The sequence below is a fragment of the Rahnella sp. RcJ3 genome (assembly GCF_009498575.1).
In the GTDB taxonomy this organism is placed as follows: domain Bacteria; phylum Pseudomonadota; class Gammaproteobacteria; order Enterobacterales; family Enterobacteriaceae; genus Rahnella; species Rahnella aceris.
This window is the reverse complement of sequence record NZ_QSNX01000007.1, coordinates 246,579-271,663: the sequence shown is the minus strand read 5'-3', so window position 1 is coordinate 271,663 and position 25,085 is coordinate 246,579. Positions and strand designations below refer to the sequence as shown.

General features: G+C 52.3%; 24 protein-coding genes, 1 pseudogene and 1 other annotated feature. Of the genes and pseudogenes, 12 read left to right on the top strand and 13 right to left on the bottom strand.

What is annotated here, in order from left to right; genetic code table 11:
- Window positions 1-129 precede the first annotated feature (129 nt).
- The 4 genes from yciA to DXU84_RS11930 all read right to left on the bottom strand — a co-directional run bounded on the left by yciA (window position 130) and on the right by DXU84_RS11930 (window position 2,529).
- The gene (yciA, locus tag DXU84_RS11945) at window positions 130-570 is read right to left on the bottom strand and encodes an acyl-CoA thioester hydrolase YciA (RefSeq protein WP_013575935.1); all 441 of its coding nucleotides are present in this window, start codon (window positions 568-570) and stop codon (window positions 130-132) included.
- A 73-nt stretch (window positions 571-643) separates the two neighbouring features.
- Complete coding sequence (locus DXU84_RS11940) at window positions 644-1,183, bottom strand: septation protein A (RefSeq protein ID WP_013575934.1); 540 nt, start codon at window positions 1,181-1,183, stop codon at window positions 644-646.
- 99 nt (window positions 1,184-1,282) lie between these two features.
- On the bottom strand, window positions 1,283-2,038 hold the full coding sequence (locus DXU84_RS11935; RefSeq protein WP_013575933.1) for a YciC family protein: 756 nt from the start codon (window positions 2,036-2,038) through the stop codon (window positions 1,283-1,285).
- A gap of 113 nt (window positions 2,039-2,151) precedes the next feature.
- Complete coding sequence (locus DXU84_RS11930; RefSeq protein ID WP_013575932.1) at window positions 2,152-2,529, bottom strand: YkgJ family cysteine cluster protein; 378 nt, start codon at window positions 2,527-2,529, stop codon at window positions 2,152-2,154.
- A 291-nt stretch (window positions 2,530-2,820) separates the two neighbouring features.
- On the opposite strand from DXU84_RS11930, the gene ompW reads away from it, so the two are divergent.
- Window positions 2,821-3,453, top strand: coding sequence for an outer membrane protein OmpW (gene ompW / locus DXU84_RS11925; protein ID WP_013575931.1), 633 nt, complete (start codon window positions 2,821-2,823; stop codon window positions 3,451-3,453).
- Between the two features lie 71 nt (window positions 3,454-3,524).
- On the opposite strand, the gene DXU84_RS11920 is transcribed toward ompW, so the two are convergent.
- From DXU84_RS11920 to DXU84_RS11890, 6 genes and pseudogenes are all read right to left on the bottom strand, one after another.
- Window positions 3,525-3,839, bottom strand: coding sequence for a BON domain-containing protein (locus DXU84_RS11920; RefSeq protein WP_013575930.1), 315 nt, complete (start codon window positions 3,837-3,839; stop codon window positions 3,525-3,527).
- 215 nt (window positions 3,840-4,054) lie between these two features.
- Window positions 4,055-4,861, bottom strand: coding sequence for a tryptophan synthase subunit alpha (gene trpA / locus DXU84_RS11915; protein WP_013575929.1), 807 nt, complete (start codon window positions 4,859-4,861; stop codon window positions 4,055-4,057).
- Window positions 4,861-6,051: a tryptophan synthase subunit beta gene (gene trpB / locus DXU84_RS11910; protein WP_013575928.1), complete on the bottom strand. Its 1,191-nt coding sequence runs from the start codon at window positions 6,049-6,051 to the stop codon at window positions 4,861-4,863. The genes trpA and trpB overlap by 1 nt, the downstream gene beginning before the upstream one ends.
- A 44-nt stretch (window positions 6,052-6,095) precedes the next feature.
- On the bottom strand, window positions 6,096-7,460 hold the full coding sequence (gene trpCF / locus DXU84_RS11905) for a bifunctional indole-3-glycerol-phosphate synthase TrpC/phosphoribosylanthranilate isomerase TrpF (RefSeq protein WP_153375814.1): 1,365 nt from the start codon (window positions 7,458-7,460) through the stop codon (window positions 6,096-6,098).
- Between the two features lie 3 nt (window positions 7,461-7,463).
- A pseudogene (gene trpD, locus DXU84_RS25125) lies at window positions 7,464-9,067 on the bottom strand (bifunctional anthranilate synthase glutamate amidotransferase component TrpG/anthranilate phosphoribosyltransferase TrpD).
- A gap of 1 nt (window position 9,068) precedes the next feature.
- Window positions 9,069-10,631 (bottom strand): anthranilate synthase component 1, encoded by a 1,563-nt coding sequence (locus DXU84_RS11890; protein WP_013575924.1) that lies wholly within the window; start codon window positions 10,629-10,631, stop codon window positions 9,069-9,071.
- Window positions 10,632-10,688: 57 nt separating this feature from the next.
- Window positions 10,689-10,791: a sequence feature (Trp leader region), on the bottom strand.
- 330 nt (window positions 10,792-11,121) lie between these two features.
- Here DXU84_RS11890 and DXU84_RS11885 point away from each other — a divergent pair.
- The 7 genes from DXU84_RS11885 (at window position 11,122) to cobT (ending at window position 17,381) form a co-directional block, all read left to right on the top strand.
- Window positions 11,122-12,045, top strand: a complete 924-nt coding sequence (locus DXU84_RS11885) for a PHP domain-containing protein (RefSeq protein ID WP_013575923.1) — start codon at window positions 11,122-11,124, stop codon at window positions 12,043-12,045.
- A gap of 34 nt (window positions 12,046-12,079) precedes the next feature.
- Window positions 12,080-12,700, top strand: a complete 621-nt coding sequence (locus tag DXU84_RS11880; RefSeq protein ID WP_013575922.1) for an L-threonylcarbamoyladenylate synthase — start codon at window positions 12,080-12,082, stop codon at window positions 12,698-12,700.
- Window positions 12,701-13,297: 597 nt separating this feature from the next.
- A complete protein-coding gene (rluB, locus tag DXU84_RS11875) occupies window positions 13,298-14,218 on the top strand; it encodes a 23S rRNA pseudouridine(2605) synthase RluB (protein ID WP_223509797.1) in 921 nt (306 codons plus the stop codon).
- Window positions 14,219-14,366: 148 nt separating this feature from the next.
- Window positions 14,367-14,921: a bifunctional adenosylcobinamide kinase/adenosylcobinamide-phosphate guanylyltransferase gene (gene cobU, locus DXU84_RS11870; RefSeq protein WP_153375812.1), complete on the top strand. Its 555-nt coding sequence runs from the start codon at window positions 14,367-14,369 to the stop codon at window positions 14,919-14,921.
- 25 nt (window positions 14,922-14,946) lie between these two features.
- Complete coding sequence (gene cobS / locus DXU84_RS11865; RefSeq protein ID WP_153375810.1) at window positions 14,947-15,699, top strand: adenosylcobinamide-GDP ribazoletransferase; 753 nt, start codon at window positions 14,947-14,949, stop codon at window positions 15,697-15,699.
- Between the two features lie 16 nt (window positions 15,700-15,715).
- A complete protein-coding gene (gene cobC / locus DXU84_RS11860; protein WP_013575918.1) occupies window positions 15,716-16,312 on the top strand; it encodes an alpha-ribazole phosphatase in 597 nt (198 codons plus the stop codon).
- A gap of 25 nt (window positions 16,313-16,337) precedes the next feature.
- On the top strand, window positions 16,338-17,381 hold the full coding sequence (gene cobT, locus DXU84_RS11855) for a nicotinate-nucleotide--dimethylbenzimidazole phosphoribosyltransferase (protein ID WP_153375808.1): 1,044 nt from the start codon (window positions 16,338-16,340) through the stop codon (window positions 17,379-17,381).
- Window positions 17,382-17,397: 16 nt separating this feature from the next.
- Here the strand turns inward: cobT and cobO are convergent, their stop codons facing one another.
- On the bottom strand, window positions 17,398-17,988 hold the full coding sequence (gene cobO / locus DXU84_RS11850; protein ID WP_013575916.1) for a cob(I)yrinic acid a,c-diamide adenosyltransferase: 591 nt from the start codon (window positions 17,986-17,988) through the stop codon (window positions 17,398-17,400).
- 18 nt (window positions 17,989-18,006) lie between these two features.
- Window positions 18,007-18,768 carry a YciK family oxidoreductase gene (locus DXU84_RS11845; protein WP_015690068.1) on the bottom strand — a complete coding sequence of 254 codons (762 nt, stop codon included), beginning with the start codon at window positions 18,766-18,768 and terminating at the stop codon, window positions 18,007-18,009.
- 28 nt (window positions 18,769-18,796) lie between these two features.
- Here DXU84_RS11845 and DXU84_RS25010 point away from each other — a divergent pair, with 28 nt between their 5' ends.
- Window positions 18,797-18,961 carry a hypothetical protein gene (locus tag DXU84_RS25010; protein ID WP_157962111.1) on the top strand — a complete coding sequence of 55 codons (165 nt, stop codon included), beginning with the start codon at window positions 18,797-18,799 and terminating at the stop codon, window positions 18,959-18,961.
- A gap of 167 nt (window positions 18,962-19,128) precedes the next feature.
- Window positions 19,129-20,172 carry a protease SohB gene (sohB, locus tag DXU84_RS11840; RefSeq protein WP_013575914.1) on the top strand — a complete coding sequence of 348 codons (1,044 nt, stop codon included), beginning with the start codon at window positions 19,129-19,131 and terminating at the stop codon, window positions 20,170-20,172.
- Between the two features lie 114 nt (window positions 20,173-20,286).
- On the opposite strand, the gene DXU84_RS11835 is transcribed toward sohB, so the two are convergent.
- Window positions 20,287-20,538, bottom strand: coding sequence for a YciN family protein (locus DXU84_RS11835; RefSeq protein WP_013575913.1), 252 nt, complete (start codon window positions 20,536-20,538; stop codon window positions 20,287-20,289).
- A gap of 463 nt (window positions 20,539-21,001) precedes the next feature.
- On the opposite strand from DXU84_RS11835, the gene topA reads away from it, so the two are divergent.
- Window positions 21,002-23,599, top strand: coding sequence for a type I DNA topoisomerase (gene topA, locus DXU84_RS11830; protein ID WP_013575912.1), 2,598 nt, complete (start codon window positions 21,002-21,004; stop codon window positions 23,597-23,599).
- A 350-nt stretch (window positions 23,600-23,949) separates the two neighbouring features.
- Window positions 23,950-24,924, top strand: a complete 975-nt coding sequence (gene cysB / locus DXU84_RS11825; protein ID WP_013575911.1) for an HTH-type transcriptional regulator CysB — start codon at window positions 23,950-23,952, stop codon at window positions 24,922-24,924.
- The last annotated feature ends 161 nt before the right edge of the window (window positions 24,925-25,085 follow it).

The following is a 25,085-nucleotide window of genomic DNA, read 5'->3' as shown; positions in this document are numbered from 1 at the left end:
TCCATGATGAGCATGAACCCTTTTTACACGAGCCACCGGATCGGTCAACTGATCCTTAAACGATCGGCATTAGCCATGAAGGCGACCTTTTTACTTCCAGTCTTTTACTTCCCATCATACAGAACCGGCTTAGTCCTGAGAGACACCGTCGGAATCGACGCTGAAATTACTGCGACCGTCAGGCAACTGGCGCGATTTCCCTTCATCATCTACAGCAACATACGTAAACACCGCTTCAGTGGCTCTGTAACGCTGTCCGATGGGCTCAGAAGAGACTTTCTTCACCCACACTTCCACGTTGATGGTGATCGAGCTGTTACCGGTACGAATACAGCGTGCGTAGCAGCACACCACATCCCCGACAGCCACGGGTTTAAGAAACGTCATGCCGTCAACGCGTACGGTCACTACGCGACCTTTGGCGATTTCTTTCGCCTGAATCGCCCCGCCCATATCCATCTGCGACATCAGCCATCCGCCAAAGATGTCGCCATTCGCATTGGTGTCAGCTGGCATCGCCAGCGTACGCAACACCATTTCACCATTGGGTAAGCTATGTTTTTCGTTCATACGATAGGCTTCACACAGTTCAACAATTTGAAAAAGTAAGGCCTTTCAAAGAAAGGCCCGTGCAGAAGAATGCTTATTTTTTTTCGTCATCCGGCATATGCCGGTAAATATAGACGCCACTCAGCAGGGTGAATACCAGCGTCAGTGCGGTCAGGCCAAATACCTTGAAGTTAACCCAGATATTCTGCGGTAACCAAAAGGCCACATAGATATTGGCCAGTCCGCACAGCAGGAAAAAGATGGCCCAGCTGACGTTCAGTTTATTCCATACGTGATCCGGCAATGTCAGCTCTTTACCCAACATACGCTGGATTAACGGCTTTTTCAGAACCAGCTGGCTGATCAGTAATGCACCGGAGAACAGCATATAAATAACTGTCACTTTCCATTTAATGAATTCGTCATTATGGAAAACCAGTGTCAGGGTGCCGAAAACAGCGACCATCGCGAAGGTGATTAACGTCATCTTCTCGATTTTGCGATACAGAATCCAGGTAATCACTAACGCTAACGCGGTGGCCGCAATTAACGCGCCTGATGCGACAAAAATATCGTAAAGCTTATAAACCACAAAAAAGACAATCAGGGGAAGAAAATCGAGGAGCTGCTTCATACTTCATTCCATGTTTTATGTATGGGATGACTATACCGGAATCATTTCGCGGACAAAAGAAAAGGGCGCCGGAGCGCCCCTGAAAAAGTTATGTCTATATTATGCATGTAATTTCATGTAAAGACGGAACAGATAAATCAGCATAAAGGCGCTGATCAGGTTGCTCACTGCGCCGAGGATCACTGCACCAATCATCGGATTCAGCGCACTCAGTACGCCAACAAACAGCATCAGCACCACCTGCGCCACAATCCACAGCATCACGGCCGGGGCGACCAGACGCACATTGCTGAAGGCCAGGCGGGTGCTCAGGCGCATTGCTTTGAACACGCCGGCATTCTCTTTACAGGAAATAACCGGTGACATTGACCAGGCAATCGCAATCAGGAATGCCGGAACAAACAGCAGCGCCAGACCGATACGGAACATGATGCTGTAAATAAACAGCAAAATGGCCAGACGTGGCAACACCGGCAATGACGCACTCAAAATTTGCGTAATACTGGCGCGAACGCCCTGAGAAATCAGTTGGATCAACGTCAGAACGCCGCCGACCAGAATAACGTTTCCGGCGAGCGTTGACAGCAGAGCGGCCAGGCTGTAACGGAAAATCGCGCTTTGCTGCTCCGGAGTAATCTGCTGCTCAATATATCCCATCATATCGCCGACGCTCATGCCGGTCATGTTACTCATCAGTTGCCCGATGGCCTCGACCTGCTCAGATGAAGGACTTAAAACCCAGCTTAATATGACGGTGATTAATGCGGCCAGAACCGAGAGCGCCAAAACGCTACTCATCTGATTACGCATAAAATTATAACTGTCACGGTACAACGTACTGGCCGTGATAGACATGGACGCTCCTTGGCAAAAAGCAAAAATCAATAAGGCGGGGATTGTACCCTTTAAATACCCTCCGCCGATAGTTTTGCGCTGATTTCCTGTCAGACCCGTCGATCAATCTCTGCTTAAACGCAACTGAGGTGGCTGAGATCAATCGTCGGTAAATTTACATCCAGAGGGGGCAGGCCATACTTCGCACGGGCACGATCGCAGGCAGCATTGCCGATGCCATTCAACCCTGACTGATCGAATTCGCGGCACGGTGTCGGACGGTTGAGATAAACAGAACAGGAAACCGCATGTCCCACTTCACCCTCCAGGGCAACACAGCGCGGCGTTTTACTGTTCGTGCCTTGCATGCAACTCAGAAAAGGGGTGACTTGCTCTGTCAGTGCCTGCGGAACACAGCCGCCAGCCTCTTCAGATTCAGCCCAATAAAATGAAACGCGGAAATAAGCGCAGCATGCGCCACAGGTCATACAAGGATTGTTAATTTCGCCCATCTTGGAAGTTACCGACTCCTTACGGCACCAAACCAAAACTAACTATGAGTATGCAAATTACGCAGCACCATTTTTTTTAGCAACTGAAATATCACCTGTTAACAAAACAACAAAATCTCCTCATTTTTGATGCAGATCAATTCCTTTGTTTTTATAGATTTAGATCGCTTTGCGGAAGATGCATTTTCTTACTTTTTGTTTTAAAGATGTGATCCCGCATTGATCAAGCCATACCAAAGAGTAGGTATCATTCGCGCGGTTGATAACTAATCCACACAAAGGGAAGGGACAATGAAAGCAGCATATTGGGCATTAGTGGCAGCAGCGGCATTTCCGGCAGTCTCGAGCGCACATCAGGCAGGGGATGTGATTTTTCGCGTAGGGACAGCCACGGTTCGTCCGACAGAAGGCTCGGACAACGTGCTGGGTCTGGGTTCATTTAATATCAATAACAACACGCAGATGGGATTAACCCTCGGTTACATGTTCACTGACAATATCGGGATGGAGTTGCTGGCAGCCACACCGTTCCAGCACAAAGTCGGTCTGCAAAGTACCGGGACTATCGCAGAAGTGAAACAATTACCGCCGTCTCTGATGGCGCAATATTACTTTGGTGACCGTCAGGACAAATTGCGTCCGTACCTCGGAGTAGGTATCAACTACACCACATTTTATGACGCGGATTTCAACCAGACCGGGCGTGATGCCGGGCTGTCTGATTTAAGCGTCAAAGATTCCTGGGGTGTGGCAACGCAGGCTGGTCTGGATTACAACCTGGACGATAACTGGTTAATTAACATGTCTGTCTGGTGGATGGATATTGATACGGAAGTCAAATTCAAAGCTGGTGGTGAGCAGCAAAACATCAACACCCGGATCGACCCATGGGTCTTTATGTTTGGCGCCGGCTATCGTTTCTGATTTCCGGAAAGACGGTCCAAAAAAAGAGGCGCTTCGGCGCCTCTTAGATTTTCAGTTTGCTACATTCCTGATTATTTCAGTCGCATATCATTCTCAATTGAACGCACACCGGCTACGCCGCGAGTCACTTCAACTGCACGGTTTGCATCTGCTGTTGACGTCACAAAACCACTCAACTGTACGCGGCCTTTAAAGGTCTCGACACTGATCTCAGTGGATTTAATACTCTTATCTGCCAGCAGGGCAGATTTTACTTTTGTGGTGACGACGGTGTCATCGATGTAACCACCGGTTCCTTCTGATTTTTTGGTCGGCGCACAAGCGGCAACAGCCAGGACCACAACCGCTGCCATGCAGAATGCGGACAATGTTTTGAATAGCTTCATAAAATAACTCTCCATGATTTGTTATAAAACCAAAAGAAACAACATGTTAACTGAGCAGATGATATCTCTCTCATACAGTATCATTGATCTGCAGAGTAATTTTAGTTTGGATTATTGAAATGGGTAATACAAATTAAGCGGGGTAAAAAAAAGTAAGAAATTAAAAGAAACAGAACCTTAGTCACTGTATGACTGAGGTTCTGTCTGAGAGAGGGTTAAGCGCGGGTCGCGGCCTTCATTTCACTGACAAAGCGGGAAAGCTGAGCCAGCATTTCAGAAGGCTGATGCTGATTGTTTTCGATGATACGCACCGTCGCTGAACCGGAAATAGCACCGGCTGCGCCTGCGGCCAGCGTTTCTTTCACCTGTGACGGTTCGGAAATACCAAAGCCCTGCAAGGGTGGCGCGGCATTGTATTCACGTAACTTATCAACCAAGTGATTCAGCGGCGTCAGCGCGCGTTTTTCAGTGCCTGTCACGCCTGCACGTGACAGCAAGTAAGTGTATCCGCGGCCATGAGACGAAATCTCACGCAGCAAATCGTCAGAGGCATTTGGCGGACAGATGAAGATAGGAGCGATGCCGTGGCGTAACGCGGCCGCACGGAATGGCGCAGATTCTTCAAACGGCACATCGGCAACCAGCACCGAATCGACGCCCACTTCAGCGCAACGCTGATAGAAGGTTTCAATACCATTGTGGAACACCAGGTTGGCATACATCAGCAGGCCAATCGGAATATCCGGATGCTTTTCGCGAATACGGGCCAGCATGTTGAAGCATTGCGTTGGCGTCACACCCGCAGCAAAAGCACGCAGATTTGCATTCTGAATGGTCGGGCCATCGGCCAGAGGATCGGAGAACGGTACACCCAGTTCCAGTGCGTCGGCACCGGCTTCGATCAGCGTATCGATGATTGACAGTGACAGCTCAACGCCCGGATCGCCCAGCGTGACGAAAGGAACAAATGCGCCTTCTTTTTTGCTTTCCAGACGCTTGAATAATTGCTGATAACGTTCCATTAAATCTCTCCCCGGGCAGTCAGGATGTCGTGTACGGTGAAAATGTCTTTGTCGCCGCGACCTGACAAATTCACGACCAGGATTTGTTCTTTCTCTGGTGTTTCCTTGATCAGTTTCAGCGCGTAAGCCAGCGCATGAGAGGATTCCAGTGCAGGAATAATCCCTTCATGGCGGGACAATTCTTTAAAGGCATCCAGCGCTTCATCATCGGTAATCGACACATATTCTGCACGGCCAATGCTGTTGAGAAAAGCGTGTTGCGGGCCGACGGACGGGAAATCCAGACCGGCTGAAATCGAGTAGGATTCTTCAATCTGACCCTCAGACGTCTGCATCATCGGTGCTTTCATGCCGAAGTAAATGCCGACGTGACCGTGTTTAAGCGGCGCGCCGTGTTGTCCGGTTTCAATGCCCAGACCACCCGGTTCAACGCCAATCAGCTTCACGCTGGTGTCGTCGATGAAATCCGCAAACATACCGATCGCATTGGAACCGCCGCCGACGCAGGCAATCACCGCATCCGGCAGGCAGCCTTCGCGTTCCTGCATCTGCGCTTTGGTTTCTTCGCCGATCATACGCTGGAATTCACGCACGATGGTCGGATACGGATGCGGGCCTGCTGCCGTGCCCAGCATGTAGTGGGCTTTTTCATAGCTGCCGGACCAGTCACGCAGCGCCTCATTACAGGCATCTTTCAGCGTGGAAGAACCGCTATGCACCGGAATCACTTCAGCCCCCATCAGACGCATACGGAACACGTTTGGCGACTGACGCTCAATGTCTTTTGCGCCCATATAAATGCGGCATTTCAGGCCGAGCAGCGCACAGGCCAATGCCGATGCCACGCCGTGCTGACCCGCGCCGGTTTCGGCGATGATTTCAGTTTTGCCCATGCGCTTAGCCAGTAATGCCTGACCCAACACCTGGTTAGTTTTGTGCGCGCCGCCGTGCAGCAAATCTTCACGCTTAAGGTACAGCTTGGTTTTGGTGCCTGCGGTCAGGTTTTTACACAGTGTCAGCGCGGTCGGGCGGCCTGCGTAGTTTTTCAGTAAATCAATGAATTCGGCCTGAAACTCAGGGTCGCGCTGTGCGCTGACAAAAGCTTCTTCCAGCTGAGCCAGCGCAGGCATCAGAATTTGCGGGACATACTGGCCGCCAAATTCGCCAAAGTAGGGATTAAGTAAAGTCATGTTATCGCGTCCTGTCTGTCAATTTTTGCGTCATTGCGTGCGGCTTAATACGCCCGCAATGTCTGGAATACGGCATTAATTTTCCCGGCATCTTTGATGCCCGGCTCGCTTTCAACACCTGAGTTGAAATCCAGGCCTGCGCAACCGAGTTGTGCGGCTTCGACGCAGTTATCTGCGCTCAGTCCACCGGCGAGCAAGGTATTGCTCAAATCCTGACCGGCCAGTTTGCTCCAGTCGAACCGGTGACCCGTGCCCCCTTTGCCGTTGTCCAGGACGTAACGATCCACGTGATTCAGGTCGCGCGCCGGCAATGTTTCTTTGACGCTCAGCGCTTTCCAGATCTGAACCGTTTGCGGCAGCGTTGCGCGCAGTTCATCGATATAAGCCTGACTCTCGTCGCCGTGAAGCTGCACGGCGGTCAGGTTTAATGTCTGAGCCGTCTGGGCCACTGTGGTGATTTCTTCATCGCGGAACACGCCGACATACTTCAGCGGTGCGCCGTTCTGCACTTCTTTCGCCTGCGTCTGTGTCACGAAACGCGGTGAGGCTTCAACAAAAATCAGCCCGCCATAAATAGCACCAGCTTCGTGCGCGGCTTTGGCATCCTGAGCGCGGGTCAGGCCACAGACCTTGTTTTCACCGAGCAGCACGCGACGAACGGCACTGCTCAGATCTTGTTCCGACATCAGCGCACTGCCGATCAGGAAGCCATTGGCGAAGCGGCTCAGTTCACGGATTTGTCCGTAAGTATTAATACCTGATTCACTGATGACCGTGACGCCATGCGGTACGCGCGGTGCCAGCTCACGGGTGCGGTTCAGGTCGATAGACAAATCGCGCAAATCGCGGTTATTGATACCGACGACTTTGGCTTTCAGTTTAACGGCGCGATCCAGTTCTTCTTCATTACTGGCCTCCGTCAGCACCCCCATGTTAAGGCTGTGAGCAACCGCGGCGAGCTGAACGTACTGATCGTCATCGAGCACTGACAGCATCAGCAAAATCGCATCAGCCTGATAGAAACGGGCCAGATGGATCTGATACGGGTCGATAATAAAATCTTTGCACAGCACAGGCTGTGTGACGGTTTTGCTCACCAGCGGCAGAAAATCAAAACTGCCCTGGAAGTATTTTTCGTCGGTTAATACTGAAATGGCGGAAGCATGGTCTTTATAAACACTGGCGATTTCTACCGGATCAAAGTTATCGCGGATCTTGCCTTTCGACGGAGACGCTTGTTTGCACTCCAGAATAAAGGCGGTTCTTGCCCCTTGCAGGGCATGGTAGAAACTGCGCTGGCTCTGAGTTATGTCGTTCTGAAAGCTGGCCAGCGGTTGCTGATCTTTACGTGCCGCGACCCAAATTTCTTTATCGCGAACAATTTTGTGGAGCACGGTTTCCTGCTGCATCACTTATCCTCTTGCTGCCAATGCCACCACGCGCTGGTAGGGTTCACCGCTGCGCATGACGGCCAAAGCCTGTTGTGCATTTTGCTTTAAATCTTCCTGACCGAACAGACGCAGTAACATCGCTACATTAACGGCCACTGCGGCTTCATGGGCCGGATCTCCTTTACCTTGTAATAAGCGTGCCAGAATGTCACGGTTTTCTTCCGGCTCGCCACCCAGCAGGGATTCTATCGGATAATTATCCATACCGAAGTCCTGTGGCGTCAGTTCATAACTGGTTATTTGACCGTCTTTCAGCTCCGCAACCTGCGTTGCCGCGTGGATCGCCACTTCATCCATGCCGCCGCCGTGAACCACCGCAGCACGCTCATAACCCAGTGCCCGCAATGTTTCTGCAATCGGCTGCACCAGTTCGGGGCTGTACACGCCAATCAGTGCCAGCGGAGGACGTGCCGGGTTGATCAGCGGCCCGAGCACGTTAAACAGCGTGCGGGTTTTCAGCGATTTACGCACCGGCATCGCATGGCGGAAACCGGTGTGGTATTGCGGCGCGAACAGGAAACACACACCCAGATCATCCAGCGCGGCCCGGGATTCTTCCGCAGGCATATCCAGACGGATGCCAAAAGCAGCCAGTAAATCCGATGAGCCCGAACGGCTGGACACGCTGCGGTTGCCGTGTTTTGCCACCCGTGCCCCACACGCTGCCGCTACAAAGGCGCTGGCGGTGGAAATATTGATGCTGTTGGTGCCGTCGCCGCCGGTGCCGACAATGTCCGCAAACGGATAGTCAGGACGCGGGAACGGCTCGGCGTGTGCCAGCAATGCTTTTGCGGCGCCGGCGATTTCAGCCGGTTGCTCACCGCGCACTTTCATGCTGATTAATGCACCGGCCAGTTGCGCCGGTTCCAGTTCGCCATTCACGATGGCGGTAAATAGCTGCTGGCTTTCTTCCTGCGTCATTGTCTGAGCGCGGAACAGATTGTCGAGAATGCCGGGAATAGTTTGCGTTTGCATGACAGTTCTCCTTACGCCAAAGCCCAGGCCAGTGTCTGCTCAAGCAGACGGGCGCCCTGTGAAGTTAAAATGGATTCCGGATGGAACTGGAAACCGCAGACGCGATCTTCTTCGTGACGTACTGCCATCACCATATCGCCGTAGCGGGCGTTGACGGTCAGTCCCTCAGGGATCTGGCTGCCGACCAGCGAGTGATAACGCGCCACCGGCAGCGGATTGTTCATACCGGCGAACATCGCTTCGTTGTCATGCGTAATAGAAGAGGCTTTGCCGTGCAGGATTTCACCGGCCTGGCCGACGAAACCGCCGTAGGTTTCCACAATTGCCTGATGACCGAGGCAGATACCGATAATCGGCAACTGACCGCGCAGGCGTTTGAGCAGCTCAGGCATGCAACCAGCTTCGGACGGCGTACCCGGTCCCGGAGAAAGCACCAGCACCGGTTTTTCCAGTTGGCTGAGTTTTTCAATAATGACGTCAGCCGGGATCTGATTGCGATAAATCACCACGTTATGTCCGCTCGAGCGCAACTGATCGACGAGGTTGTATGTAAAGGAATCGACGTTATCGATGAGTAAGATATCGGCCATCTTAAAATACCTCTTTCGCATTATGGGCGGTGGCGATGGCACGCAGCACTGCACGGGCTTTATTACGGGTTTCGTCGGCTTCGGCTTGCGGAACGGAATCGAGCACCACACCGCCGCCAGCCTGTACGGTGGCGATGCCGTCTTCGACATAGGCGGAGCGGATCACGATGCAGGTATCTAAATCACCGTGAGCGGTGAAGTAACCCACTGCGCCGCCGTAGCTTCCGCGACGGGTTTGCTCGGAGGCAGAAATCAGCTGCATGGCGCGCACTTTCGGTGCGCCGGTCAGTGTGCCCATGTTCATCACGGCCTGATAAGCGTGCAGTACGTCGAGGTCATGACGCAGCGTGCCAACCACGCGGGACACCAGATGCATCACGAAGGAATAGCGGTCAACTTTAGTCAGGTCGGCCACGTAACGGCTGCCCGGCTCACAGATACGCGCCAGATCGTTACGCGCCAAATCCACCAGCATCAGATGTTCGGCCAGCTCTTTATGGTCAGTCCGCATTTCCAGTTCGATGCGGCTGTCGAGATCCAAATCCAGTGAACCGTCAGCGCGGCGACCACGAGGGCGTGTACCGGCAATCGGATAGATTTCAATCTGACGATTTGTCGCGTCGTATTTCAGCGCACTTTCCGGCGACGCGCCGAACAACGTGAAATCGTTATCCTGCATGAAGAACATATACGGGCTCGGGTTGTTGTTTTTCAGCGTTTCATAAGCGGCCAGCGGAGCAGGGCACGGCAGTGAGAAACGACGTGAAGGCACCACCTGGAAAATTTCACCGGCGCGGATCGCCACTTTCATCTTCTCTACCACGGCACCAAACTCTTCATCGCTCTGATTTACGCTCAGTTGCATTTCCGGCACGCTCTGGTGCGGAATGGCGTGCGGCGGTAGCTGTAACTGGTGCTGCAGTTGTTCAAGGCGGGCTTGCAGACGCTGTTTCTCTTCCGGCGACGGCGTAAACAGGCTGGCCTGCAAACGACATGAACGGTTCTGATGGTCGAGTACCAGCAGAGTTTCTGCCAGATAGAAGCAGAAATCCGGGCAACGCTGGTCAGACTCTAATGCCGGTAAATCTTCAAAACCGGCGACCAGATCGTAGGCAAACAGACCGCCGAGGAACATCGCTTCGCGCTCATCGGCAGGCGCTTCAACTGAGGTTAGGATGCTGCGTAACGCATCAAACACGGAGCGCGAACGCAGGCGGGCGTCTTCATCCTGCATCTGGTCGATGGACGGGAAACTCAGCTCGCGGCCATTCGGACGCACGTCGTTACGCATTTCAGCCGGTAACGCGGTGTCAATCAGTGAGAGTAATGACGCGCCGTTTGGCGTGAGTGCCTGAATCGAAACCCGGGAACCCAGCGCCGTGATGCGCAGGGCGCTGTCGACAATCAACAGGCTCTTCAGGTTTTCTTTGCTGGTCACTTCGGAGGACTCCAGCAGCAGGGTCGCCGGACGGGCGCCGCACAACTGATGGAAAATGGCCGTCGGGTCGCCGCGGTAACATCCTTCTGCGGTCAGCAATTCTAAACGTGGTTTCTGAATAGTCATTTTGCTTCCTGAAATTTTCTCAACGTTTGTATTAAACGGATTTCAAATTAGACGGCCACAAAAAAGCCCGCATTATGCGGGCTTCGGAAATCTTGCAGCGTCTGATGACAGCTATGCGTGATTACTCCGCCCGACAAGGGGAAGTACGCCACCAGCTGAGAACCGCCATCATGTAAGTTTTCATCATCAGACACTCTTGTTTGTTTATGAAGCTATCGTTTTTAAAACGTAAGCTTTCTGAATCGGTTTGTCACGGTGTTCATTGCTGAGCTATTCCGTGAACTTGCGTACTAGTAAACTAGTTCAGAGATGTAAAGTCAACCCTCTTTTAGCGCAATTTCCCCCTTTGGTGCGGCGACGTTGTGCAAACAGTGTTGTTATAGCACTGTAACAGTGCGTAACGGCCGGGTGAAATCATCCCTAACGTGCAACGCACTAACGCGTTATGATATGTGCTGCATTCAGAAACAGGTTAATTCCCCACGTGACGATGACTTTACCAACAAACACTTCGCCTTCAGCAGACGACCAGATAACCCGCAACGCATTTACCCTTTACGATCTCCACAGCCATACCACGGCATCTGACGGCTATTTAACACCGGAAGCGCTGGTGGCGCGTGCAGTAGAAATGCGTGTCGGCGTACTGGCGATCACCGATCACGACAGCACGGAAGGGCTGGCGCGGGCAGCGCGGGCGATTGCTGACAATCAGCTGCCACTGCAACTGGTAAACGGTGTCGAGATTTCTACGCTGTGGGAAAATCATGAGATCCATATTGTCGGGCTGGGTATCGACCCGGGGCATCCGGCGATGGTGGAATTACTGAAAGTGCAGGCCGATTTGCGTCAGCAGCGTGCGCAGGAAATGGGCCGTCGTCTGGCGAAAGCGCGCATCGAAGGCGCGTGGGAAGGTGCGTTACGTCTGGCCGATGGCGGAGCCGTCACCCGTGCACATTTTGCCCGTTATCTGGTGGAATTCGGCGCGGCTGACAACATTGCGCAGGTATTCAAAAAATACCTCGCCAAGGGCAAGACCGGCTACGTTCCGCCACAGTGGTGTACAATAGAACAAGCGATTGATGCAATTCATCAGTCTGGCGGACAGGCGGTTGTCGCCCATCCGGGACGTTATGAACTGTCCACAAAATGGCTGAAACGCTTACTGGCGTTCTTTGCTGAACAGGGTGGCGACGCGATGGAAGTCGCGCAATGTCAGCAGGCACCCAATGAGCGTGCACAACTGGCGGCTTACGCCCGTGATTATCAGTTGCTCGCCTCACAGGGATCTGATTTCCATCAGCCTTGTTCGTGGATTGAGCTGGGGCGCAAACTTTGGCTTCCCGCAGGCGTAGAACCGGTATGGCAACACTGGCCGGTCGCCGGGAAACAGCCTGAAATTGAACCGGTCTGAAGCCCGACCGCAGAAGAAGAATTAAGAGGGAAAAATGAGTCAATATTTTTATATTCATCCGGAAAACCCGCAACCCCGCCTGATTAATCAGGCCGTAGAATTGCTGCGCAAAGGCCAGGTTATCGTGTATCCGACAGATTCCGGTTATGCACTGGGTTGCCGTCTGGAAGAGAAAAACGCCATGGAGCGTATTTGCCGGATTCGTCAGCTGGACAGCAACCATAACTTCACCCTGGTGTGCCGTGATTTGTCTGAGCTGTCGACTTACGCCTATGTGGATAACGCGGCTTTCCGCCTGATGAAAAACAACACGCCGGGCAATTACACGTTCATCCTGAAAGCGACCAAAGAAGTGCCGCGCCGTCTGATGAGCGAGAAACGTAAAACGATCGGCCTGCGCGTGCCGTCCAATCCGATTGCGATTGCCTTGCTGGAGGCGTTGGGCGAGCCGCTGATGTCGACCACGCTGATGCTGCCGGGCAATGACTTTGCAGAATCCGATCCGGAAGATATCAAAGATCATTTGGGCAAGGTGGTGGATCTGGTGATTGACGGCGGGTCTATTGGTCAGCAGCCTACCACGGTGGTTGATCTGACAGAGGCTGCGCCCGAAGTGGTGCGTGAAGGCGCGGGCGATCCGACACCGTTCCTCTGAGGCTTGTTTGAAAAATAACCGGACTGCAACGTTTTTTGCAGGATACAAATTGCATATAAATGTGTATAATGGCAGGCTGACTTTTTTCTAAGTCATTGTAATGATACGCAATAACTGAATTTTTGCGGGCAGATGACAAATCAGGTCATGCTGCCGGCTCCCCCCGACGCCTGTGAAGGCGACAAATGAGGCTGCTCAATGAGCGAGAAGTATAATTCCCAGAAGCACACCAGCGACAAATCCAAAGCATCACGTCCATCTGGTGACAAGCCAAAAAGTGGCAGGAATTCCGGCGCAGCAAAAAGCCGTCCGGAACCGTCGCGGGCTGAAAAGCGCGGCGAAAAGCCACGTACTGACAAACCACGCAGCGACAAACCGCGCAGCGACAAGCCACGTTCAGACAAACCACGTTCTGACGCAGGCCGCAGCGATTCGCGTTCTGAATCCCGTATCGACAATTCACGTATAGAAAAAGCACGCAGCGGCAAACCGGGTCGTCCGGAACATGCACGCGGTGAAAAGCCACGTACGTTGAAACCTCGCGGAACCAAACCTAAAGCTGAAGCACTGTTTGATGAAAACGGTGACGAAGAAGAAGTGAAATACCAGAAGCCGAAGAACGCACTGGACAGCACCGAAGGTCAAAGCGAAAAACTGCAAAAAGTCCTCGCCCGCGCAGGTCATGGTTCACGTCGTGAAGTTGAAGCGATGATCCAGGCTGGCCGCGTCAGCGTTGACGGTAAAATTTCTACGCTGGGCGACCGCGTGGAAGTCACCGGCGGTACCAAAATTCGTCTTGATGGACACGTTCTGTCAGTGATGGAATCTCAGGACACCGTTTGCCGCGTACTGGCGTACTACAAGCCTGAAGGCGAGTTGTGTACACGCAATGATCCGGAAGGCCGTCCGACCGTCTTTGACCGTCTGCCAAAAATGCGCGGTTCCCGCTGGATCGCCGTAGGTCGTCTGGACGTTAACACGTCAGGCCTGCTGTTATTCACCACCGACGGTGAACTGGCTAATCGCCTGATGCACCCGAGTCGTGAAGTTGAGCGTGAATATGCCGTACGTGTTTTCGGTCAGGTTGATGATGAAAAAATCAAACAACTGAGCCGTGGCGTGCAGCTGGAAGACGGTCCTGCGGCGTTCCGCTCGATCAAATTCCAGGGCGGTGAAGGTTTGAACCAGTGGTACAACGTGACCCTGACAGAAGGACGTAACCGCGAAGTTCGTCGTCTGTGGGAAGCTGTTGGCGTACAGGTAAGCCGTCTGATCCGCGTGCGTTACGGTGATCTGAATCTGCCTAAAGGCCTGCCTCGCGGTGGCTATAAAGAGCTGGATCTGCCAGACATCAACTATCTGCGCACACTGGTCGACATGACGGAAGAAACTGTCAGCAAACTGCCGGTTGAGCGTGATCGTCGTCGCGTAAAAGCCAACCAGATCCGTCGTGCTGTGAAGCGCCATACTCAGGTTGCACCGACGCGCCGCACTACCGGCCCGGCAAAACGGGGTTAATCGCTGACAAGCGAGGCACTTGCGTCTATGCTCATAAACCGCAGTCAGTGACTGCGGTTTTTTTTTGCTCAAAATTCAGGGCATAACATTATTCTGCATCCACCCTGTTCATGAATACTCTTCAGTAATACAACGCAAGGAGCTGATTATGATGCTAATCACCGGAGGTGCCCGCAGTGGTAAAAGCCATTTTGCTGAGCAGATAGCAGAGAAACGTGGCGGCGAGGTGCTGTATATCGCCACCTCGGTCGTTACTGATGCCGAAATGGCGGATCGCATCCGTTATCACCAGCAACAACGTCCGGCTCACTGGCATACGTTTGAAAGCTATCGTGATCTGGGGGATGTCTTACTCGCGCATCAGGCGCAGTTTCCGACCATTATTATCGAGTGCATCACGACGTTGATTACCAATCTTCTGTTTGATCTGGCCGGTGAAACGCCGCCGGAACACATGGATTTTGACGCAATAGAACAGCATATTTTTGCGCAAACCACGAAACTGATGGAAGCTGCGCAACATCCTGAATCTGAAGTGATTATTGTCACTAACGAAGTGGGGATGGGCATTGTGCCGGATAACCTGCTGGCACGGCGTTTTCGTGATATTGCGGGGCGGGTGAATCAGCAACTGGCTGCCGCAGCGGATGATGTCTACCTGATTGTCTCCGGCATTCCGGTACCGGTGAAAACATCGGAATAAAACGACTCAGAACAGGGTGTTTATTATGGCTTTATGGCGGCTGTTTCTCGCGACATTGCAGTTTCTCACACGCATCCCGGTCAGGGATCACTGGTGCGATGGCATTGAACTGAAAGAGTATGCACGCGGCATTGTCTGTTTTCCGCTGGTCGGGCTGGTTATCGGTTTACTGACCGCGCTGGTGTGGCAGATTTTAATGCCGCATATCGGTGTGCTTCCGGCGGCGATTGCGGTTGTCATTGCACATATTATGCTGACCGGCGGTTTACATCTCGACGGGCTGGCCGACAGTTGCGACGGTTTATTTTCGGTGCGCAGCCGGGAGCGTATTCTCGAGATTATGCGCGACAGCCGGATCGGCACCAACGGCGCGCTGGCGCTGATTGTGGCTGTTTTGTTGCGAACCGCACTGGTTTATCAGATGAACGCCGACGGATTGCCGGTGCTGGCGTTTCTTATCGTCACGCCGGTTGTCGGGCGGAGCATGATGGCGGTGATGATGTACCGTCAGGCTTATGCCCGCGAGTCAGGAATGGGCAATTTGTTTATTGGTAAGATCAGCGAAGGGCGCTTTGGTATCACATTACTGTTGATGGCAACGCTGGTGCTGCTCATCGGCGGGTTATTCTCCCTGTTTGCATTACTGGTGACGTTGCTGTTTGTTCTCGGTTTCCGGCGTTTTGTCGCCACGCGCATTGGCGGCCAGACCGGCGATACGCTGGGCGCGGCATGCGAATTGAGTGAACTGGTCTTTCTGTTTTTCCTGTTATGGCACTGAGACAAGGGACAAAATTATGAAACTGTATCTGATACGGCACGGACAAACTCAGGCTAACGTTAACGGCGTTTTTTGCGGCAGCAGCGACATTGCGCTGACCGCCGAGGGTGAGCGACAGGCGCAGCATGTGGCGCGTCAGCTGGCTTCTACTTCGCTTGATGCACTGATTCACACGGATATGCGCCGCAGCCGCGATACGGCGGGCATTATTGCTTACGGGCGCGAACTGGCAATGGAAACTCAGCCGCTGTTGCAGGAAATGGGGTTTGGCGAGTGGGAAATGCGTCATCACAAAGAACTCGAAGCCTCGCAGGCAGAAGGCTATCAGGCCTGGTGTCAGGACTGGCAAAAGGCCGACGTACCGCAAGGTGAGTCATTTACAGATTTCACTCAGCGTATCCGGCAGGCGTTGCAGCAGTTGCATTTGCGTCCGCAGGAAAGCCGGCTGGCAATAGTCGCGCATCAGGGTTCACTCAGCCTGCTGCTGGCGATGATGCTGAAACTGGCACCGGCTGACATGTGGCGTTTTCCATTTAAGCAAGGCTGCCTGTGTGAAATTGATCTCAGCCCCGGCGCTTGTGTCATTCAGCGTTTTAATGACAGCGGTATTTAACTTTTAAACTGGTAAGGACAACCCGATGGCTTCTCTGGCCAATATTATCCGTCAGATTGCTGAACCCGATGCACAGGCCGCACAAACGGCTGCTGCGCGGCTCGACAGTCTGGTAAAACCTTTAGGCAGTCTTGGCCGCCTGGAACAACTGGCGATTCAGCTGTCATCCATCCGGGGTGATCAGCCTTTGCATTTTCCGAGCAAAGAAGTGCTGGTGATGGCGGCCGATCATGGCGTGTGGCAGGAAGGCGTCACACCCTCCCCGCAGGAGGTAACGGCGATTCAGGCGGTGAACATCGTGCAGGGCAAAGCCGGGGTTTCTGTGCTGGCTCGGGTAGCCGGGGCGCAGGTGACGCTGATTGACTGCGGAATCATTGGGCCGGATATTCCCGGTACGCTGAATCACAAAGTTGCGCAGGGAACCGGCAATATTGCCACCGGCCCGGCGATGACGCGCGAACAGGCGGAATCTTTACTGATCTGGTGTGCGGAACGGGTGATCGCGAAAGCTGAAAACGGTTTATCCCTGCTGGCTGTCGGTGAGCTCGGGATGGCAAACACCACGCCGGCGGCGGCGATGGTGGCGGTGCTGACCGGCGCCGCGCCAGCGCAAACCGTCGGGCTGGGTGCGAATCTTCCGCCGGACAGATTGGCGCATAAAATCAGCGTGGTCGAAAAAGCCATTGCGGTAAATCAGCCGGATCCGTCAGATGCACTGGATGTGATGGCAAAAGTCGGGGGATTCGAACTGGTAGCCATGGCGGGTGCGATGATTGGCGCGGCGGCGGCGGGTATTCCGCTGGTGCTGGATGGCTTCCTTTCTTACGCGTCGGCGCTGGCAGCGTGTCAGTTAGCACCTGCGCTGAAACCCTATCTTATCCCTTCGCATATTTCAGCAGAGCAGGGCGCAACGCTGGCGCTTGAAGCGCTGGGCCTGCAACCGTATTTCGATCTGAATTTACGACTGGGCGAGGGCAGCGGCGCGGTGCTGGCGTTACCGCTGATTGATGCTGCCTGTGCTGTCCATAACGAAATGGCGACGCTGGCAGAGTGTCAGATAGCGCTTTAAAAGTTAAAGCAGGGCGTTACCAGTCAATGCCCTGCTGCGCCATAATTCCGGCGTCAAACGCATGTTTCACCGGACGGAGTTCGCTGACGGTATCGGCCATTTCCAGCAGATCACGATGGCAGCCGCGCCCGGTGATAATTACGGTCTGGTGCGCGGGACGGGCTTTCAGCGCATCCACCACGTCCTGCAAATCCAGATAGCCAAAACTGACCATATACGTCAGTTCATCAAGCACCACGAGATCTAATGATGCATCAGCCAGCATCCGTTTACCGTGCTGCCAGACGGCCTGGCAGGCTTCGGTATCCGTTTCTTTATTCTGCGTTTCCCAGGTAAAACCGGTCGCCATCACCTGAAATTCCACACCATGAGGCTCGAGCAGATTTTTCTCGCCGTTAGGCCATTCACCTTTAATAAACTGGATCACTGCCGCGCGCATGCCATGGCCGACAGCGCGGGTCACCGTGCCAAATGCCGCCGTGGTTTTGCCCTTACCGTTACCGGTAAATACAATCAGTATCCCGCGCTGTTCTTTGGCGGCGTCAATGCGCGCATCAACCTGTTCTTTCAGCTTTTGCTGGCGCTGTTTATGGCGATCTTCGGTCATCAGAGACTCCGTGATTATTTATTCTGCCGGACCGGCTTTGCGCCCTGGCTGGGCATCAAAACTGATACCTGTTTTACGGCGGCTGTCATCGCCCATCAGATACAGATACAGCGGCATAATATCAGCCGGTGTCTTGAGTTTATCTTTGTTTTCATCGGGGAACGCGGAGGCGCGCATGCTGGTGCGTGTGCCGCCAGGATTGATGCAGTTGACGCGCAGGCCGGTATGCTTATGTTCTTCGGCCAGCACCTGCATCATACCTTCGGTGGCGAATTTTGACACGGCGTAAGCACCCCAGCCGCTGCGGCCTTCGCGTCCGACGCTGGACGTGGTGAACACCAGCGAAGAACTGGCAGATTTCAGCATCAGCGGCAGTAACGACTGGGTCAGCATAAACGTGGCGTTCACATTGACCTGCATGACGTTCATCCAGTCCTGCAACTTAATCTCAGCCATTGGCGTGATGTCAGTCAGCAATCCGGCGTTGTGCAAAACGCCGTCCAGATGCGGCACCCATGCAGCGATTTGATCTGCGACGCGCTGGCAGTCCTGCTGACTGGCGGTTTGTAAATCCAGTGCATAAATGAAAGCCGGTCGCAGATTACGTGCGGCAATTTCCTGCTGCACACTGGCCAGTTTACTCTCAGTACGGCCCAGTAAAATCACCTGCGCGCCGAAACGGGCATACGTCAGTGCGGCTTCACGGCCGATGCCGTCGCCGGCGCCAGTGACCAGAATGATACGGTTATTGAGCAAATCGGATTTAGGATGATAATGCACGGTCAGTCCTCTTAAGGGGGGCGGCGATGTGGCGGTAAATGACGTCATCACATCAGGCGCTCTTCATATCAAAAATGGCGGAAACGGGAGATATTGCGCTCAACCAGAGTCCGGCATTTTGGTGAAAATTTTAGCTTTTTCGGGTGCAATCACCGCTTATATGCCTCAAATGGGCATGAGTTTCAATGATTAACCGAAAAGCGGGCAGCTCTTTTGTAACAAAATTGGAACACAGACGCACTCTGTTTTACGTCTGAGTCATGATGTCATCTTCGAACAAGACGTCAGTGCGGCGATTGTTTAGAATGTTTAACATCTTTCTTACCACGGTTTTATTACCACGTTGAAAAGGCGGTATGTGTGGATTTACTTTCTCTTTATGGGCTATTTTTGGCCAAAGTCGTGACCGTTGTGATCGCCATCGGCGCGCTGGTCGTGTTGTTTGTCGGCCTCCGTCAGCGTAAATCTCACGGCAAAGGTGAGTTACACCTGGTCGATTTAGGTGAACAGTATCGCGAAATGCAACGTGAAATGCGCAGTGCGCGCATGAACCCTGCCGAACTTAAAATTCGCAGCAAGGAACTGAAGAAAAAGGATAAAGCGGAAGCAAAACAGAAAAAACTGCAAGCCAAAACCGGCAGTTCGAAAAGCAAACCTTGCCTGTATGTACTCGATTTCAAAGGCAGTATGGATGCCCACGAAGTCACCTCACTGCGGGAAGAAATCTCGGCGGTGCTGGCCGTCGCAACACCGGAAGACGAAGTGTTGTTGCGCCTCGAAAGCCCGGGCGGTGTGGTGCACGGTTACGGCCTGGCGGCATCACAACTTGTGCGTCTGCGTCAGAGCGGTATTCGTCTGACGGTTGCGGTAGATAAAGTCGCAGCCAGTGGCGGTTACATGATGGCCTGTGTGGCGGACAGGATTGTCGCCGCGCCGTTTGCCATCATCGGTTCGATCGGCGTGGTGGCGCAGATCCCAAACTTTAACCGTTTGCTCAAACGAAATGACATTGATATTGAGTTGCACACGGCGGGCGAGTTTAAACGTACCCTGACGTTGCTGGGTGAAAATACCGAAGAAGGTCGTGAAAAGTTCCGTGAAGATCTGAATGAAACGCATGTGCTGTTTAAAGAGTTTGTTCATCAGAACCGGCCGTCGCTGGACATCGATGCGGTAGCCACCGGTGAGCACTGGTTTGGTACCCAGGCGCGTGAAAATGGCCTGATTGATGCTATTGGTACCAGTGATGATTTACTGATTGCAGAAATGAAAAATCATGAAGTAATTGCGGTGCGTTACAGTCGTCGTAAACGCATGATGGATCGTTTCACCGGCAGCGCGGCAGAGAGTGCTGATCGCCTGTTCCTGCGCTGGTTACAACGCAGTCAGAAACCGCTGCTGTAATCTATTTTTTTCGCAAGGCATAAAATAAAAAGGGACGAATGTCCCTTTTTAATCCTGCGGATTAAGCCCCGCCGTTTACCGGTGGTGTATACCTTTATTAGCGATTGTTTTATCTCAATCTTCGAGATGGTATTTTTCTGAAAAAAGATGAGCCAGGTGTTTAAACATATTAAATACCGCAGTGGTTTTTCTGGTCGGTAAACCGTCTTCATCCATGAAAAACTCCCCGCGGAAAACCAGCACATTGCCTTTCTGCTCAACCTCTGTCGCCAGCATTCCATGCATGTAATCTTCGTGCTCACGGATAACCTTATTCGCTTCGACCAGTAAAGCTTCGCGACTAATTGCCGATGTATTTTCGTGCATGATATTTACTCCCCACTATAATTGCTGACGTTATTGTAATCCTGACGCTGATAAAACCGCAAATCTGCTGGGGGTAATCTGCTTAATCGCTCTGGTTATAATTTGAGCACCTTTATAAAAAACGGGCGCGTATTGGCGAAAAGGGCCTTTCCGTGTTAATTAGTTTGCGTGACGATTTTTATCAGGTAGAGTGTGGGATTTTGTGGCTTCAGGTGGAATGTTTTGTTTACGCTTGGTCATTATTTGACTTAAAAATGGGCGCATTCTGCTGAGCCCTGTCTGGTTAATCCCTCGCAGAATCAGTGTTTTGAACCTCTGGAAGTCAGTTCGCTCCTTCTTTTAAAGAAATCAGTTGACGTTCTGACTCACTGCCGCAATATAAAAAAAGACGTGATATTGTGCCGCGGCATAACTAGACAAAATCTTCTTCAGATGATGAAGAATCATTCAGGTAAAGGTAATTATGGGCAAAGCTCTCGTAATAGTTGAGTCCCCGGCAAAAGCCAAAACGATTAATAAATATTTAGGAAATGACTACGTTGTTAAGTCCAGCGTTGGTCATATCCGTGATTTACCGACCAGTGGATCCGCTGCTAAAAAGACCGCCGACTCAACCGAAGAAAAAACAAAGAAAAAAGTAAAAAAGGATGAGAAAACCGCGCTGGTTAATCGCATGGGCGTCGATCCGTATCACGGTTGGGAAGCACAATACGAAATACTTCCGGGTAAAGAAAAAGTTGTTGCTGAGTTAAAAGCGTTAGCGGAAAAAGCTGACCACATCTATCTCGCAACCGACCTTGACCGCGAAGGAGAGGCGATTGCCTGGCATTTGCGGGAAGTGATTGGTGGTGATGACAAACGTTTCAGCCGTGTCGTTTTTAACGAAATTACCAAGAACGCGATTCAAAACGCCTTTAAAGAACCGGGCGAACTGAATATTGATCGTGTGAATGCTCAGCAGGCGCGTCGTTTCATGGACCGCGTGGTGGGTTACATGGTTTCTCCGCTGCTGTGGAAGAAAATTGCCCGTGGTTTATCCGCAGGTCGTGTTCAGTCCGTTGCGGTGCGTCTGGTCGTCGAGCGTGAGAAAGAAATCAAAGCGTTCGTGCCGGAAGAATACTGGGAATTGCATGCGGATTTGCTGGCGAAGAAAGAAACCGCGCTGCAAATGGAAGTCACGCATCATCTCGAAAAACCGTTCAAACCGGTCAATAAAGAACAAACTCACGCGGCCGTTTCGCTGCTTGAAAAAGCGCGTTACACCGTGGTGGATCGTGAAGACAAACCGACCAGCAGCAAGCCGGGTGCGCCTTTCATTACTTCCACACTGCAACAGGCGGCCAGTACGCGTCTGAGCTTCGGTGTGAAGAAAACCATGATGATGGCCCAGCGTCTTTACGAAGCCGGTCATATTACCTATATGCGTACGGACTCCACTAACCTGAGTCAGGACGCCGTGGAAATGGTGCGCGGCTATATTGGCGAGAATTTTGGTGATAAATACCTGCCGAAAGCGCCGCTGCAATACAGCAATAAAGAGAATTCTCAGGAAGCGCACGAAGCGATTCGTCCTTCTGACGTGGCCGTGATTTCAGAACAACTGAAAGATATGGAAGCGGATGCTCAACGTCTGTATCAGCTAATCTGGCGTCAGTTTGTGGCCTGTCAGATGACACCGGCTCAGTACGACTCCACTACGCTGACGGTGAAAGCGGGCGATTACTCTCTGCGCGCCAAAGGTCGTACGCTGCGTTTTGATGGCTGGACCAAAGTCATGCCGGCGTTGCGTAAAGGCGACGAAGACAGAACCTTGCCGGCGATCGAAGTGGGTACGGATCTGGAGCTGCAACAACTGCTGCCCACCCAGCATTTCACCAAGCCGCCTGCGCGTTTCAGCGAAGCGTCTCTGGTTAAAGAACTGGAAAAACGTGGCATTGGCCGTCCGTCTACCTATGCGTCGATCATTTCGACCATTCAGGACAGGGGTTACGTTCACGTTGAAAACCGTCGCTTCTACGCAGAAAAAATGGGGGAAATCGTTACCGATCGTCTGGAAGATAACTTCCGTGAATTGATGAACTACGATTTCACCGCACGTATGGAAGACGGGCTGGATCAGGTCGCCAACAACAAGGCGGAATGGAAAGCCGTTCTGGATGAATTCTTCACTGAATTCAGTAAGCAGCTGGAAACTGCTGAGAAAGACCCGGAAGAAGGCGGTATGCGCCCGAATCAGATGGTGTTGACCAGCATTGAATGCCCGACCTGCGGACGTCCGATGGGGATCCGTACCGCCAGCACTGGCGTGTTCCTCGGTTGTTCCGGCTACGCCTTGCCGCCGAAAGAGCGCTGCAAAACCACCATCAACCTGATTGCTGATGCCGAAGTGCTGAACATTCTGGAAGGTGATGAAGCCGAAGCCAACGCGCTGCGTGCGAAGCGTCGTTGCGTCAAATGCGGCACGGCGATGGACAGCTATCTCATCGATAATCAGCGCAAATTACATGTTTGTGGTAACAACCCGGAATGTGATGGCTATGAAATCGAAGAGGGTGAGTTCCGCATCAAGGGTTATGACGGCCCGATTGTTGAGTGCGAAAAATGTGGCTCTGAAATGCACCTGAAAATGGGACGTTTCGGTAAGTACATGGGCTGTACCAACGACGAATGCAAAAACACCCGTAAGATTTTGCGAAACGGTGACGTTGCGCCGCCGAAAGAAGATCCGGTTCCGCTGCCGGAATTGCCGTGTGAGAAATCAGACGCCTATTTCGTGCTGCGTGACGGTGCGGCAGGGGTATTTCTGGCTGCCAACACGTTCCCTAAATCGCGCGAAACCCGTGCGCCGCTGGTGGAAGAACTGAAGCGCTTCAAAGACCGCTTGCCGGAAAAACTCAGCTATCTGGCCGATGCGCCGGTGGCCGATCCGGAAGGCAATAAATCAATGGTGCGTTTCAGCCGTAAAACCAAGCAGCAGTATGTATCTTCAGAAAAAGACGGCAAAGCCACTGGCTGGACCGCTTTCTTTGTCGACGGTAAGTGGGTCGAAGGCAAAAAATAATTATCGCCGTCATACCTTAAGCTGTTAAGCAGTTGTAAAAAACCAGTCTTCCGGACTGGTTTTTTTATTGCATTAAGATCTATCATCGCGGAGTTATGCGTGTTTTTATTATCAGTCTGCGACAGTCCTCGATTATCGTTATGTTCTTCGGGTATACATGACGCTAATAATGGATATAATTGTTATATAAAATTTATTCTTATGCACTTAAGTAATAAGTTAATGCGTCTGGGGCATAAAAACGGTGCGTTCACAGACTTCCGGTAGTCGATAAAAAATCATTTCCAGACTGTTCAGCCAACGGATGAACAGGGATGGCGACAGGGTTTGAAACCAGGGTGGTATGAGATATGAAATTGCAGCAACTGCGCTACATCGTAGAGGTTGTTAATCACAATCTGAACGTCAGTTCGACGGCAGAAGGCCTGTACACGTCGCAGCCTGGGATCAGCAAACAAGTGCGGATGCTGGAAGATGAACTCGGGATCCAGATTTTTTCCCGCAGCGGTAAACATCTGACACAGGTCACGCCGGCAGGGCAGGAAATCATCCGTATTGCCCGTGAAGTATTGTCTAAAGTGGATGCGATCAAAGCTGTTGCTGGTGAGCATACCTATCCGGACAAAGGTTCGCTGTATGTCGCGACGACGCATACGCAGGCGCGTTATGCCTTACCGAATGTGATTAAAGGCTTTATCGAGCGTTATCCGCGCGTTTCATTGCATATGCACCAGGGGTCGCCGACGCAGATTGCTGAAGCAGTTTCAAAGGGCAATGCGGATTTTGCTATCGCCACCGAAGCGCTCCATCTGTATGACGATCTGATCATGCTGCCTTGCTACCACTGGAACCGTGCCGTGGTGGTTCAGCCTGATCATCCGCTGGCAGGTAAAGAGAAAGTCACCATTGAGGAACTGGCAGCTTATCCGATTGTGACCTATACCTTCGGCTTCACTGGTCGTTCAGAACTGGATACCGCGTTTAACCGCGCCGGTCTGACGCCACGCATTGTATTCACCGCCACCGATGCTGACGTCATCAAAACCTATGTCCGCCTGGGGCTGGGCGTCGGTGTCATCGCCAGCATGGCAGTGGATCCGGTTCAGGATCCGGATCTGGTGACCGTGGATGCGAGTGATATTTTCACCTACAGCACCACCAAAATCGGTTTCCGTCGCAGTACATTCCTGCGCAGCTATATGTACGATTTTATCCAGCGCTTTGCGCCGCACCTGACACGTGATGTGGTTGATACCGCTATTTCCCTGCGCTCCAACGAAGACATTGAAGAAATGTTCAAAGATATTAAGCTGCCGACAAAATAAGTCGTCATCCTCTATTTTTATCTCCCTGAGATCCCGCCGCATCCTCACCGAAGCGGCGGGATTTTTTTTGCCTGATGATCAGTTTGAGCTGTTATCAAAATGTTAACGATAATTTGTGTTATCTTTAACTATGCACTTATAAGCCAGCGGGTTATTACTCA